Here is a 14,657-nt window from a genome sequence, read left to right as displayed (position 1 = left end):
GCGCTCCGGTGGGCGGCGCGGGTCGGCGCAGCCGGCGCCTGTCGCCGCAACGCGTGATCAGGCCGTTTGCGGGCCTCCCACCTGATGCAGCAAAACCCTCTCCATGCTGGTCCAACAGGCGCATCCCCGGACGCTCATGGAGGCCACGATGGCGCAGCGTTGCTCGATCGATCAGGCGGTAGACCAGGTACTGGCGCAGCTCCCGGCGCACATCCATATGGGCCTGCCGTTGGGCCTGGGCAAGCCCAATGGTTTCGTCAACGCGCTGTATGCGCGCATTCGTGAGTGCCCTGAACGGCACCTGACGATCTACACGGCCCTGAGCCTTGGGCGACCGCCAGCCGGCAGCGGCCTGCAGAAGCGCTTCCTGGAGCCTTTCCTCGAAAGGGTCTTCGCCGACTACCAAGAGCTCGACTACCTCGCCGACCTGCGCAACGATCAGTTGCCACCCAACATCCGTGTCGAACAGTTCTTCATGCAGCCCGGCAGCCTTCTGCACAGCGACGCCGCCCAGCAAGACTACGTCAGCAGCAACTACAGTCACGCCGCGCGCGATATCAACGCCAAGGGCCTGAACCTCATCGCTCAGTTGGTCGCGACCTCGCCAGAGCGGCCGGGCCAGTTGAGCCTTGCCTGCAACCCGGACATCACCCTTGACCTGTTACCCAAGGTCGCCAAGCGCCGTGCTGCTGGGGAAACCATCCTCATGCTCGGTCAGGTCCATGCCGAGCTGCCGTACATGCCCGGTGACGCGGAACTCGCCGACGCGCAGTTCGACCTGCTGATCGATGTGCCCGAGCAACGCCGCCTGTTCTCCACACCGAACATGCCGGTCACCACCCAGGATCACTGCATCGGCCTGCACGTCAGTGCGCTGGTGCGCGACGGCGGCACCTTGCAGATCGGTATCGGTGCCATGGGCGATGCGGTGGCTTCGGCGCTGTTGGCCCGTGAGCGGAACAATGCGGGGTACCGTGCGCTACTGGGCGCACTTGATGTAAGCCCTTGGCAGGCGCTGATCGATCAGGAGGGTGGCCTGGCGCCGTTCGAGCAAGGCCTGTACGGCTGCAGCGAAATGTTCGTCAACGGCCTTCTGGCGCTGGCCGAAGCGGGGGTCATTCGCCGGCCAGCCGATGAAAGCGGGGTGCTGGTGCACGGCGGCTTCTTCCTCGGTCCGCGCAGCTTCTATCAACGCCTGCGCGAGATGCCTTTGGCTCAGCGCGAGCGCTTTGCCATGACTGCCATCAGCTACATCAACGAGCTGTACGGCGACGAAGCGCGCAAGCGACGCCAGCGCCGCGATGCGCGCTTCGTCAACACGGTGTTTGCCGCCACGTTGCTGGGTGCTGGGGTAGCGGATCAGTTGGAAGATGGCCGGGTGCTCAGCGGGGTCGGCGGGCAGTACAACTTCGTCGCCCAGGCCCACGCGCTGGAGGGCGCGCGCTCAGTGCTGCTGTTACGCAGCTGGCGCGAGGCGGGCGGGGAGGTGAGCTCCAATCTGTACTGGGAGTACGGTCACTGCACGATTCCCCGGCATCTGCGCGACCTCGTGGTGACCGAATACGGCATTGCCGATGTGCGTGGGCAGACCGATAGCGAGGTGATTGCACGGCTGTTGGCGATCTGCGATTCCCGTTTCCAGCCAGGCCTGATGGCCGAGGCGAAAAAAGCGGGCAAGCTGGCGCAGGATTTCGCATTGCCCACGCGCTTTACTGACAACACCCCCGAACGGCTTGCGCGCATTGGCAGCGAGCATCCGGCGTTGTTTCCGGAATATCCGTTGGGCAGCGACTTCACCGATGAGGAACGCGACCTGCTGCGCGCGTTGAACTGGCTCAAGAGCAAGTTCAAGCTCAGCGAAGCGCTGGACCTGGGCAAGGCCGCTCTGGATGCGCCGGCGCCTGGGGCATTTGCCGCGCACCTGGTGCGTATGCAGCTGGAGGCCCCGCAGGGCCTCAAGCAGGACCTGTATCAGCGCCTGCTGCTGGCGGCGCTGCAGGCGACCCGCGCAGGTTGAAGTGCGCGCTCGAGTCTGCAATGTGCGCGGGGCCGGCTGCGCGCCATCGCAGATGAATGAGCGTGACGGCCTTGCCCCGGCAAAGCCGGCCTGATCCAGGCACCGGCGCATTGACAGGGACGTCGAGGTGGCAGCTTTGGGCGGGCTGCGCCGCCCATTGCGGCTAACCGGAGCGCCAGACCGGCCCCTACTCAGCGTGAGCGTTCGGGCGAGCGCAGCCCATGTTGAAGCTTCATCACGGTCTGACCCACTGTCGCCTGCCAGGCATCAGGCTTACAGGAAAGTGACGACCCCGCCTTCCAGCGACTTGACCCGCGCCAGCGATTCCACGCGATAGCCCTGGCTGTCCAGCTCGGCACGGCCGCCCTGGAACGACTTCTCGATGACGATGCCGATGCCGGCCACGGTGGCCCCGGCCTGTTTGATGATCGAAATCAGCGCCTGCGACGCCTTGCCGTTGGCCAGGAAATCGTCGATCACCAGCACGCGGTCGCTGCTGTTGAGGTGACGTGGCGAGACGGCCACGGTGTTCTCGGTCTGCTTGGTGAAGGAGTATACCGAGGCGCTCAGCAGGTTTTCGGTCAGGGTCAGCGACTGGTGCTTGCGGGCGAAGATCACCGGCACGCCCAGGCGCAGGCCGGTCATCACGGCCGGGGCGATGCCGGACGCTTCGATGGTGACGATCTTGGTGATGCCGGCCTCGGCGAACAGTTGGGCGAATTCGTCGCCGATCAGCTGCATCAGGGCTGGGTCGATCTGGTGGTTGAGAAACGCGTCGACTTTGAGCACCTGATCGGAAAGCACGATGCCTTCGTCGCGAATCTTCTGCTGCAGTGCTTGCACGGGGGTGTCCTCGATGAAACGAATGTGGCCCCGGCGTGTGTCGCCGGAACAAAGGTTGTAGGGGTTTCACGCGCCTCGATGGGGGCCTGCGCGTGTACTGCGGTATCGGTTACACATCCTGGTGCTGTGCCGACTGCCTCGAAGCCTGGTCATGGCGTTGAACAGCGCGTGGGGCGTTCAGCCTCGCCTTGTCGCAGATCCAGGACGTTCATTCATTAAAACCTAGCGCCTGATCAGCGTTTGAGCATCGCCCGAATGTCGGCCAGCGCGGTGTTGCCGCGTGCGGCCTTGACCTCCACCGGAGCGTCGTCCAGACCTTCCCAGGCCAGGTCCTCGGGCGGCAGTTCGTCGAGGAAGCGGCTGGGGGTGCAGTCGATGATCTCGCCGTATTGCTTGCGCTTGGCGGCGAAGGTGAAGGCCAGCGTCTGGCGTGCGCGGGTAATGCCCACGTAGGCCAGGCGACGCTCTTCCTCGATGGTGTCGGCTTCGATGCTGGAGCGGTGCGGGAGGATTTCCTCTTCCATGCCCATGATGAACACGTAGGGGAATTCCAGGCCCTTGGAGGCATGCAGGGTCATCAGTTGCACGCCCTCGGCGTTGTCTTCCTCTTCCTGCTGGCGCTCGAGCATGTCGCGCAGCACCAGCTTGCCGATGGCGTCTTCGATGGTCATGTCACCCTCTTCATCTTTCTCGAGGGTGTTTTTCAGGGCATCGATGAGGAACCACACGTTGCTGATGCGAAATTCTGCAGCCTTGTCGCTGGCGGTGTTCTGGCGAATCCAGTTTTCGTAGTCGATGTCGCGGACCATCTCGTGCAGCGCGGCAATCGGATCGTCCAGGGCGACCTTGTGACGCACGCCGTCGAGCCAGTGCTTGAAGCGCTGCAAACGCTCGGTGTAGCGCGCATCCAGGTGCTCGCCCAGGCCCAGCTCCTCGCTGGCGGCATACATCGACACGCCGCGCTCGGTGGCGTAGTTGCCGAGTTTTTCCAGGGTGGTGGAGCCGATTTCCCGGCGCGGCACGTTGATCACCCGCAGGTAGGCGTTGTCGTCATCCGGGTTCACCAGCAGGCGCAGGTAGGCCATGAGGTCCTTGACCTCCTGGCGACCGAAGAAGCTGTTACCGCCCGAGAGGCGATACGGCACTTGGTGGTGCTGCAGCTTGAGCTCGATCAGCTTGGCCTGGTAGTTGCCCCGATAAAGAATGGCGAAGTCGCTGTAAGGGCGGTCGGTGCGCAGGTGCAGGGTGAGGATTTCCATGGCCACGCGCTCGGCCTCGGTGTCCTCGTTCTTGCAACGGATCACGCGGATCTCGTCGCCCACGCCCATTTCGCTCCACAGCTGCTTTTCGAAAGCATGCGGGTTATGTGCGATCAGCACGTTGGCGCAGCGCAGGATGCGGCTGGTGGAGCGGTAGTTCTGCTCCAGCATCACCACTTTCAGGGACGGGTAATCGTCCTTGAGCAGCATCAGGTTTTCCGGGCGCGCACCGCGCCAGGCGTAGATCGACTGGTCGTCGTCACCGACTACGGTGAACTGGTTGCGCTGGCCGATGAGCATTTTCACCAGCAGGTACTGGCTGGCGTTGGTGTCCTGGTATTCGTCGACCAGCAGGTAGCGCACCTTGTTCTGCCAGCGTTCGAGCACCTCGGGGTGCGCTTCGAACAGCTTTACCGGCAGCAGGATCAAGTCGTCGAAATCCACCGCGTTGTACGCCTTGAGCGTGCGCTGATAGTGGGTGTAGACGATGGCGGCGGTCTGCTCGCGGGGGTTGCGGGCTTGTTCCAGGGCTTGGGCCGGCAGGATCAGCTCGTTCTTCCAGGCGCCGATCATGTTCTTCACTTCATCGATGCCGTCGTCGCCCGCGTACTCCTTCTGCATGATGTCCGACAGCAAGGCCTTGATGTCGGTCTCGTCGAAGATCGAGAAGCCCGGCTTATAGCCCAGGTGCGCATGTTCCTTGCGGATGATGTTCAGGCCCAGGTTGTGAAAGGTGCACACCGTCAGACCGCGACCTTCACCTGGGCGCAGCAGCGTGGCGACACGCTCTTTCATTTCGCGCGCAGCCTTGTTGGTGAAGGTCATGGCGACGATGTACTGGGCGCGGATACCGCACTTCTGCACCAGATGGGCGATCTTGCGGGTGATCACGCTGGTCTTGCCCGAACCTGCACCGGCGAGCACCAGCAGGGGGCCGCCGACGTAGTCGCACGCTTCCTGCTGCCGGGGGTTGAGTCGGGACATGCGGTAAACCGGGGGTGGCCAAAAATTAGCCGCGCATTCTAGCAGGCCTGCGAGGCCATGGCGCGACCGTCTGCCGTGGAAACGTTTCGCGTAAATCACATTTGCCCAGCCAGACGCTTTGGCGCAGCATTAGCGACAGAATGTGACGCGATATACGGCATTGTGCCTCTATTTTGTTGAGAACCATTTCCAGTTGTGGAGTAGCATACGGCCGTCCGTCGCTATGCCTTTCGCCTAAGGAGCCCGCGTGTCCACGCCTGCCGAACCCTTGCGTTTGCTGTTGTTGGCCGATGAGCCGGAATGGGCGGCGCATCTGCGTCAGTGCTTGCAAGCCTGCCAAAGCACCGCAGTGCTGCTGACCGCACCGGCCTGGGATGCGGTCGACAGCCTGTTCGCCGACGATCGGCAGGCCGTGGTGCTGGCCACCCCGCGGCGTCAACCGCAGCCGGGACGCTGCGCATTGCCGACCATCCTGCTGCTGGACACCGAACCGCTGACCCCGCCTGCCGGTGCCAGCGACTGGCTGGTTCGCGACCAGTGCACCGCCGATGTGGTGCGTCGCTCGCTGCGCCATGTGCGTGAACGTGGTCTGCTCATGAGCACGCTGCAACGCCTGGCCGAACAGGACCCGCTCACCGGCATCGCCAACCGCCAGGGCTTCCAGGCGCTGCTCACCGCGCGCCTGGCGCAGAACGACGGGCGTGGGCTAGCCCTCGGCCACCTCGATCTGGACAACTTCCGCCACGTCAACGACGCCCTCGGCCACCAGGGCGGCGACCGGCTGATCCTGCAGGTGGTGGCGCGGGTCCAGAAGCAACTGGAAGCCGGTGACCAACTGGCGCGCCTGGGCAGCGACGAGTTCGCCCTGTTGATCGACACCCAGCGTGACGCTGGGCGTGCCCAACGCATCGCCGAGCGCATCACCGAGGCCTTGGCCGAGCCCTACTGGATCGACGGTGAAAGCCTGCTGCTGGGCTGCAGCCTGGGCCTGGCCCATGCGCGCGTCCAGGCCGGCGCCGACCCCTTGATGTGGCACGCGCACATCGCCATGCGCCAGGCCAAAGGCGTGCAAGGCTGCACGTATCACCTGTTCGATGAACGCATCAACCGCAACGCCCGCTGCCTCGCTGACCTGGAAGGCGAACTGCGCCGGGCGCTGCGCCGCGACGAGCTGGAGCTGCACTACCAGCCGCGCCTGAGCCTGAGCGACGGGCGCATTGTCGGCCTCGAAGCCCTGGTGCGCTGGCGCCACAGCGAGCGCGGCTTGCTGCCGCCAAGCGATTTCGTGCCGCTGGCTGAGCAAAGTGGGCTGATCGTGCCGCTGGGCTACTGGGTCATCTCGCGTGCGCTGCGCGATATGCAGGCACTGAAGGCCAGCGGCGTGCCGCCGTTGCACATGGCGGTGAACCTGAGCTTTCGCCAGTTTCAGGACAGCCAGTTGCTGGCGACCCTGAGCCGCTTGATCATCGAGCACGGCGTCGATGCGCGTTGGCTCGAATTCGAGCTGACCGAAACTGCCGTGATGCGCCGCAACGAGCAGGTGCGCCAGACCATGGACGCTTTGGGGCACTTGGGCGTGCGCTTCTCTCTGGACGATTTCGGCACCGGTTTTTCCTCGTTCGTGCACCTCAACAGCCTGCCCATCACCCTGCTCAAGATCGACCGCAGTTTCGTCGCCGGCATGGGCCTGCGTGAGGAAAACGCCAAGCTGGTGCCGGCCATGATCAACCTGGCGCACAACCTCAACCTGGAAGTGGTGGCCGAAGGGGTGGAAACCGACGCGCAACTGACGCTGTTACGCAGCCTGGGTTGTGACCAGGTACAGGGTTTCCTGGTCAGCCGGCCGTTGCCGGTGCAGGCGCTGATGGCTTACCTCAACGGTGGCGCCAGCCGCGCCCTGGTCGAGGCCTGGTAAGGTCGCTCAAGCGCTGGCGTCGACGCCTCGAAGCAACCGCCAGGCCAGACGCCCCCGATTTGCCGCGTCTGGCTGGAGGGGCATGCGGTCGGCCCCGGGTGGGTTCACTGCCGTGCACTTGGGCGTGCGGCTATCACGTCGCGCTGCGGCGCAGCCTGAGCCGCTTGGCTGCACGGCGTTGCTGCTGGACGGACCGTAGAGCGCCCGTCCACCAAGGCGGCTCGAACCGTTCTTGGCCAACCTCGAGCACGCATCACGACGTTGCAGGCTTGGCCCGGCGTGCCAGCAAGCGGCGCATCTTCCATTCGAAGCCGAAGGTCAGCGCCACCGAAGCGCAGGCCAGGCCCAATGCCAGACCCCACCAGAGGCCTACGGCGCCCTGGCCCCAGGTGAACGCGAACAGCCAGGCGCTGGGGGCGCCCACCAGCCAGTAGCAGCCCAGACCGATGAGGAAGGTGGTCTTGGCGTCCTTCAGGCCGCGGAACGAGCCCATGGCGATGGTCTGCACGCCATCGAACAGCTCGAACCACGCCGCCACCATCACCAGCGCCACCGCCAGTTGGAAGATCGCCGCGAAAGCTGGGTCGTCACGGTTGATGAACAGCCCCACCAGACCCTCCGGCAGCAGCCAGAACAGCGCAGCGAAGACGAACATGATCAGCGCACCGAAACCAATCCCCACGCGCCCGGCACTGCGCGCTGCGAGCAAGTGGCCGGCGCCGTAGTAGAGGCCTACGCGCATGGTCACGGCGTACGACAACCCGGTCGGCACCATGAACGCGGCCGACACGATCTGCAGCGCCACCTGATGCGCCGCCAGCTCGGTGCTGCCAAGGATGCCCATGCACAGCGCGGCGAAGGCGAACAGGCCGATCTCCACCATGTACGTGCCGCCGATGGGCAGGCCCAGGCGCAGCAATTCGCGCAGCGCTTTGAGCGACGGCCGGCCAAGGTCCTGGCGCAGTGGGTAGGCGTCGTAGACCGGGTGCCAGCGGATGTACAGCGCCAAGGCGATGGCCATGCCCAGCGAGACCACCGCAGTGACCAGGCCGATGCCCATCAGGCCCAGGTGCGGCAGACCGTAGTGGCCTTCGATCAAGGCATGGTTGAACACATAGTTGAGCACCGTGCCGACCAGGCTGATGACCATCACCGGGGTCGAATGGCCCAGCGCGGCAGTGAAGCCACGCAAGGCCATGAAGGTCAGGTAGCCGGGCAGGGCCAGCGGCAGCACGGTCATGAACTGCATGGCGCTGTCGACGTTCTGCGGGTCCTGGCCGAACAGCAGCAGCAAGGGTTTGAGGTTCCACAAGGCAAGGGCGGCCAGCAGCGCCACGCCCCACGCCAGCCACAAGCCGTTCTGCGCCAGGCGCGTGGCGCCGGCGATGTCGCCTGCGCCCTTGCGGATTGCCACCAGCGTACCGACTGCGGCAATGATGCCCAGGCAGAAGATCGACACGAACGAATAACTGGCCGCCCCCAGGCCACCGCCAGCCAGCGCCTGCGGGCTGATGCGCGCCATCATCAGGGTGTCGGTGAGCACCATCAGCATGTGCGCCAGTTGCGAGGCGATCAATGGCCCTGCCAGACGCAGCAGGGCTTTGAGTTCGGAAAAGGGGGCAACGTGCATGGCAGCCTTCGGGCGGGGTAGGGCGGAATGCTGATTCTGAGGCCTGGATCAGCGTTGTACAAAAGGAATCGCGGCAGTAGCCGCTCCTCAACAGGTTGCTGCGGGCCCCCAATCTGAACCGCGTCTTGCGCCCACGGTAGGCGCGAGCTTGCTCGCGATGGACGTCAACGATGACGCGAGCGCCTGGCAGAGCGCGGTGGCTGGGCGTTTTTCGCGAGCGAGCTCGCTCTTGCACGGGCCTGGCTGGCCATGCGCGATCGTGCTGGGTTTCAGCTCCTACAGATTAGGCAGCTCCAACGCCTGCGCGCAGGCTTGCATCGAGCGGTATTCGGTTTGCGCGTACAGGGCCAGTTCATCCTGCACCGGCATCTGCAACGCGGCTTCGAAGGCCTCACGGTTGGCATTGCTGCCGTAGTGCGCCTGCGCGTCGTCGCCCAGGTTGGACTGGAAGATGCCGGCAGCGCTGACCGGCAGGAAGTCTTCGTAGACCAGCGCTTCGACACGCACATGCCCGGCCTTGATCAAGGCCGACCAGGTCAGCGGGCGGTCGACGTCGCCCCGGGCTGCCAGCCCGCGCTCGGTCGGGAAATAGCGGAAGTAGGCCAGGTGCTCTTCGCGCATCTGCGCCAGGTCGTCGGGGAAGGCCGCGAAGTGCTCGGCCAGCAGCGCGCGGTAGTGTTCGGCATTGGCCTCGGCGGGCACGCCGCCCAGGGCGGCACGGGTGGTGTCAAGCAAGGTGTCGTAGAGCTGGCGGCCGATGGGCGTGAGTGCCGCGCCGCGCTGCTCGATCTCGCCAAAGCGCGCAGTGTGGCTACCGGCATCGCCGTTGCCGAGAAAGGCCACGGTTTCCTGCAAGGCCTTGAAGCTGGTCTGGCGCAACAGGATCGGATGGCGACGGGTCGGCGGGCCTTCGACCACGGCCTTGGGCGCAATGCCCTTGGCCGGCATGCCGGCCTGGATGGCGTCGATGTCCAGGGTGCGCGGGGTCAAGTGGTTGATGTGCGGCCCCTTGAACGCCACTACATCGGCGATCAGACGGTGCTGGTCGTGCAACTGCCGGTATTGCTCGGCCGTGACGGTGGCTTCGTGGTGCCAACGGAAGGTGTGCAGGGCTTCATTGACGAAGCGCCCGGCATCGGCAGCGGTCAGGCCACCGTCGCGCTCGCATTGCTCGATCAGCGCCAAGGCCTGGTCGGTGAAAATGTTGCGTTGGGCCAGCAGGCGTTGCGCCAGTTCGCGCAACTCGGGGTTGTCGATCAGTTCCAGGCGCAGCAGCGAGGTGAAGACACGGAACGGGCTGACCTGCAGCGACTGCTCATGCACGGCGCGAAATGCGGTGGAATGCACCGGCACACCCGCCGAGCTGAGGTCGTAATAACCCACCGGTTGCATGCCCATCACCGCGAACAGGCGGGCGATGGTGGCGAGTTCTTCGGCAGTGCCCACGCGGATGGCACCGTGGCGCTCCTGGTCGAGGCGGTCGATTTCCCCGGTGCAACGCAGGGTCTGGGCCACCTCGGGTTGCTCGGCAAGCACCCGCTGGTTGATCTCGCTCACCAGCGCCAGCAGCGTGCCGTACAGCGGCACCTCTTCTTTGTACATAAGCGACATCGCGGCTGAAAACTGTGCGCGAATGCTGTCTGGGCTGACGAAATCATGGGCGGGCATCGCAAGCTTCCTGAGGCTGTGAAGGACCGGTACATGAAAACTGGGAATGCACTTGCCTCACAAGCGAAAAAAAGTGGGTGAGTCATTCCGTTTTTGATCGATCTGCTGCCGTTCGATCAGAGACTTGAACGCACTCACACCGTAAGCAGGCCGATTCCTGCAAGGCACCGCGCAGTCGCGAGGGGCGGCAGCGCCGCCCTCACTCAAGCAAGGCATCGCGCGCGATCAACGCGAGTGCAGCCATTGGGCGGGTTCGAAACCCTTCGCCAATGCCCAGAGCGCTGCACCGGTCGCGCCCTCAGCAAACGAGCCCTCTGCGCAACAGCCCAGGAGAGGCGCCTACACCGACAACTGCTGCTGCACCCACTCCACCAACGCCCGCACCTTGGGCACTTCTGCCGCATGTTCGGCGTAGGCCAGGTAATGCGCGCCCTTGCTTGGCATGGCGTGGTCCCAGGCCAGAACCAGGCTGCCCTCCTTGAGCTCCTTGGCCACCAGGTAACGTGGCACCAGCGCCACGCCGCATCCCGACTGCGCCGCGCTGAGCGCCATGTAGAAGGTGTCGAAACGCGGGCCCTGGTAGCTGTTCACCGAGTGCAACCCTTGCTCCAGGAACCACTCATGCCAGGCTTCGGGCCGCGAAGCGTTCTGCAGCAGCACCCACTGCGCCAGCTCGTCGACACTGTTCACGGCACCGCCCTGCAGCAGCTCGGCAGCGCACACCGGCACCACTTCTTCGCGAAACAGTTCCAGGCACGTCGCCCCTGGCCAGGTGCCCCGGCCAAAGAAAAACACCACGTCCGCTGCGCCTTGCAGCAGCACGAACGGCTCCATTTCGTTGCGGATGTCCAGGTGGATGTTCGGGTGCGCGCGGCCAAAGCCCTTGAGGTGCGGAATCAGCCAGCGCACGCCAAAGCTGGGCTGAGTGGCGACCTTGAGCACCTCGGTCTGCTGGCCGTAGGTCAGCACGTAGCGGCTGGACATGTCGATCTGGATGAGGATCTTGGTCACTTCGGCCAGGTACAGGCTGCCGGCAGGCGTCAATTGCAGGCGCCTGCGGATGCGCAGAAACAGCCGGTGATGAAGCATCTCTTCCAAGTGCGCGACCTGCTTGCTGACCGCGCTCTGGGTCAGGTGCAGCTCGTCGGCAGCGCGGGTGAAGCTCAGGTGGCGGGCGGTGGCCTCGAAGCATTGCAAGGCGGCCATGGTCGGCGTCAGACGTTTGGACATGGTGGGTCTCTACTGACCAAAAACATTCATTGGCGGAATGATAAGCGGAGTAAAGGTCATTTGTTGCGCCGATGTAATCGGATTAATACTGAATTCCAAGGATATTCCCACCTGTTCACCGATGTAGGAGAAGCACGATGGTTGCAGCACTGCTCGAACGCCTGGGCGTGGCCGCCGAGGCCTATACGCACGGGGATCACGCGGTCCATACGCCGATCGATGGCAGCCAGATTGCCTCGGTACAGCTGGTTGGCAAGGTTGAAACCGCTGCCGGCATCGGTCGAGCCCACGCCGCTTTCGAGGCTTGGCGCGACGTGCCGGCACCACGCCGTGGCGAGCTGGTGCGGTTGTTCGGTGAAGTGCTGCGCGCGCACAAGGCCGATCTGGGTGAGCTGGTCTCCATCGAGGCTGGCAAGATTACCCAGGAAGGGCTGGGCGAAGTGCAGGAGATGATCGACATCTGCGACTTCGCCGTGGGCCTGTCGCGCCAGCTCTACGGCCTGACCATCGCCTCCGAGCGCCCGGGCCATCACATGCGCGAAACCTGGCACCCGCTGGGCGTGGTCGGGGTGATCAGCGCGTTCAATTTTCCGGTCGCAGTGTGGGCCTGGAACACCACCCTGGCCTTGGTGGCCGGTAACGCCGTGGTGTGGAAACCGTCGGAAAAAACCCCGCTGACCGCGCTGGCCTGCCAGGCGCTGTTCGACAAGGCGCTCAAGGCCTTCGGCGATGCGCCCGCAGGGCTCGCGCAGGTGGTCATCGGTGGCCGCGAAGCGGGTGAAGCCTTGGTCGATGATGCGCGCGTGGCGCTGGTCAGTGCCACCGGCAGCACGCGCATGGGCCGTGAAGTCGGGCCGCGGGTGGCGGCACGTTTTGGCCGCAGCATTCTGGAACTGGGCGGCAACAACGCCATGATCCTTGCGCCCAGCGCCGACCTCGACCTGGCCGTGCGCGGCATCCTATTCTCGGCGGTTGGCACGGCCGGGCAACGCTGCACCACGCTGCGCCGGCTGATCGTGCACCGCTCGCTCAAGGACGAGGTGATAGCGCGTGTCAAAGCGGCGTACGCCAAGGTGCGCATTGGCGATCCGCGCAAGGACAACCTGGTCGGCCCGCTGATCGACAGCCAGGCCTTCGACGCCATGCAAGGCGCGCTGGCCAAGGCTCGCGAACAGGGTGGGCAGGTGTTCGGCGGTGAGCGGCAACTGGCCGAGCAGTTCCCCAACGCCTACTACGTGGCCCCGGCCATCGTCGAGATGCCGGCGCAGACTGACGTGGTGCGTCACGAGACCTTTGCGCCGATCCTCTATGTGGTCGCCTATGACGACTTCGATCAAGCGCTGCGCCTGAACAACGAGGTGCCGCAGGGCCTGTCGTCGTGCATCTTCACCACCGACCTGCGCGAAGCCGAGCGCTTCCAGAGTGCATCGGGCAGCGACTGCGGGATCGCCAACGTCAACATCGGCACCAGCGGGGCGGAGATCGGTGGGGCGTTTGGCGGTGAGAAGGAAACCGGCGGTGGGCGTGAGTCCGGCTCTGATGCCTGGAAAGGCTACATGCGCCGGCAGACCAACACGGTCAATTACTCGCGTGAGCTGCCGTTGGCCCAGGGCATTGTCTTCGACTGAGACCCGGGTGCGCCTTTTCGCCTGCAGGTGGGTGCGACAGGCGCTGGGCCAGCGCCAGACCGGCCGCGCTGCAGCGTCTTGTGCATCAATCTGTCGATCGAGAACGCTGGAGCCCGCGACACCCGCACACAAGAACACTATCGCTGGAGTCGCTCATGTCTCAATTGCGTCAAGCGTGCCTGTGGGAATCCATCACACCGCCGAGCGTGACCGCGCAGACCCTGGTGGGTGAGCAGCGGGCCGATGTCTGTGTGATCGGCGGCGGTATTACCGGCTTGTCGGCGGCGCTGCACCTGCTCGAGCAGGGCCGCTCGGTGGTTTTGCTGGAGGCTCATGGCATCGGCCATGGCGGCTCCGGGCGCAATGTCGGGCTGGTGAATGCCGGCACCTGGATTCGGCCGGACGACGTCGAAGCCACGCTGGGCCGCGAGCAGGGCAGCCGCCTCAACGCGGCGCTGGGAGAGGCGCCGGCGCAGGTGTTCGCGCTGATCGAGCGCCTGGGCATCGACTGCCAGGCGCAGCACAAGGGCACCCTGCACATGGCCCACAATGCGACAGGCATCGCCGACCTCCAGGCCCGACATTCACAGTGGTCGCGCCGAGGCGCGCCCGTGGAGCTGCTGACCGGCGCGCGCTGCCAGGAATACTGTGGCACCGAGAAGATCGCCGCTGCGCTGCTCGACCACCGTGCCGGCACCCTCAACCCGATGGCCTACACCCAGGGCCTGGCTGGCGCGGTGGTACGGCTGGGCGGCAAGGTGTTTCAGCACTCGCCGGTGCAACAGCTGATCAAGACCGACGGCGGCTGGCAGGTGCAGACCGCCGATGGCCAGGTGCAGGCGCAGCAGGTGGTGATTTCCACAGGTGCTTACACCGAAGGCGACTGGAGCGCGCTGCGCACGCAGTTCTTCCGCGGTTACTACTACCAAGTGGCGTCCAAACCCCTGCACGGCGCAGCCGCCGAGGCCGTGCTGCCCCACGGCCAGGGCTCGTGGGACACCCGCACCGTGCTCAGCAGCATTCGCCGCGATGACCAGGGCCGCCTGCTGCTCGGTAGCCTGGGGCGGGTCGACAACAAACCGGCCTGGTTCGTCCGCCGCTGGGCCGACCGCATCCAGCGCCATTACTTCCCGGCGCTGGGCAAGGTCGAATGGGAGCAGCACTGGACCGGCTGCATCGATTTCACCCCCGACCACCTCATGCGCCTGTTCGAGCCGGCCCCCGGCCTGGTCTCGGTGACCGGTTACAACGGCCGTGGCAATACCACCGGCACTGTGGTGGGCCGGGCATTGGCCGAGTTTCTGCTGTGTGGCGAGGCCGAGCGCCTGCCGATTGCGTTTTCAGCCGCCAAGCCGGTGAGTACGCCCAGCTTGCGCACGGCGTTCTATGAGTCGGGGTTCTCGCTGTATCACGCGGGGCAGTGTCTGCGCGTGGTGCTGTAGACCGTCCGGCATGGCTGTTCAGCGCACGGCTTTGCGTGCGC

Annotated in this window: 9 protein-coding genes; 4 read left to right on the top strand and 5 right to left on the bottom strand. The window is 65.0% G+C overall.

Annotation, left to right across the window (positions count from 1 at the left end):
* Positions 1-148 precede the first annotated feature (148 nt).
* Positions 149-2,017 carry an acetyl-CoA hydrolase/transferase C-terminal domain-containing protein gene (locus SJI00_RS09665; RefSeq protein WP_322461508.1) on the top strand — a complete coding sequence of 623 codons (1,869 nt, stop codon included), beginning with the start codon at positions 149-151 and terminating at the stop codon, positions 2,015-2,017.
* Between the two features lie 273 nt (positions 2,018-2,290).
* On the opposite strand, the gene SJI00_RS09660 is transcribed toward SJI00_RS09665, so the two are convergent.
* Positions 2,291-2,860 (bottom strand): xanthine phosphoribosyltransferase, encoded by a 570-nt coding sequence (locus SJI00_RS09660; RefSeq protein ID WP_322461507.1) that lies wholly within the window; start codon positions 2,858-2,860, stop codon positions 2,291-2,293.
* 233 nt (positions 2,861-3,093) lie between these two features.
* Positions 3,094-5,103 (bottom strand): DNA helicase Rep, encoded by a 2,010-nt coding sequence (gene rep, locus SJI00_RS09655; RefSeq protein ID WP_322461506.1) that lies wholly within the window; start codon positions 5,101-5,103, stop codon positions 3,094-3,096.
* Between the two features lie 247 nt (positions 5,104-5,350).
* Between rep and SJI00_RS09650 the strand changes: the two genes are divergently transcribed.
* Positions 5,351-7,018, top strand: coding sequence for a putative bifunctional diguanylate cyclase/phosphodiesterase (locus SJI00_RS09650; RefSeq protein WP_322461505.1), 1,668 nt, complete (start codon positions 5,351-5,353; stop codon positions 7,016-7,018).
* A gap of 253 nt (positions 7,019-7,271) precedes the next feature.
* Here SJI00_RS09650 and SJI00_RS09645 read toward each other — a convergent pair whose 3' ends face one another.
* From SJI00_RS09645 to SJI00_RS09635, 3 genes are all read right to left on the bottom strand, one after another.
* Positions 7,272-8,648: a NorM family multidrug efflux MATE transporter gene (locus tag SJI00_RS09645; protein ID WP_322461504.1), complete on the bottom strand. Its 1,377-nt coding sequence runs from the start codon at positions 8,646-8,648 to the stop codon at positions 7,272-7,274.
* 276 nt (positions 8,649-8,924) lie between these two features.
* The gene (hglS, locus tag SJI00_RS09640; protein ID WP_322461503.1) at positions 8,925-10,316 is read right to left on the bottom strand and encodes a 2-oxoadipate dioxygenase/decarboxylase HglS; all 1,392 of its coding nucleotides are present in this window, start codon (positions 10,314-10,316) and stop codon (positions 8,925-8,927) included.
* Between the two features lie 339 nt (positions 10,317-10,655).
* Complete coding sequence (locus SJI00_RS09635) at positions 10,656-11,546, bottom strand: LysR family transcriptional regulator (protein ID WP_322461502.1); 891 nt, start codon at positions 11,544-11,546, stop codon at positions 10,656-10,658.
* Between the two features lie 137 nt (positions 11,547-11,683).
* On the opposite strand from SJI00_RS09635, the gene amaB reads away from it, so the two are divergent.
* Entirely contained in the window at positions 11,684-13,174 is a 1,491-nt protein-coding gene (gene amaB / locus SJI00_RS09630; RefSeq protein ID WP_322461501.1) for an L-piperidine-6-carboxylate dehydrogenase, read from the top strand.
* A 155-nt stretch (positions 13,175-13,329) separates the two neighbouring features.
* A complete protein-coding gene (amaA, locus tag SJI00_RS09625; protein WP_322461500.1) occupies positions 13,330-14,616 on the top strand; it encodes an L-pipecolate oxidase in 1,287 nt (428 codons plus the stop codon).
* Positions 14,617-14,657 lie beyond the last annotated feature (41 nt).

It is taken from the genome of Pseudomonas gebzensis (assembly GCF_034427815.1).
GTDB lineage: Bacteria > Pseudomonadota > Gammaproteobacteria > Pseudomonadales > Pseudomonadaceae > Aquipseudomonas.
This window is presented reverse-complemented; position numbering and strand designations above follow the sequence as displayed.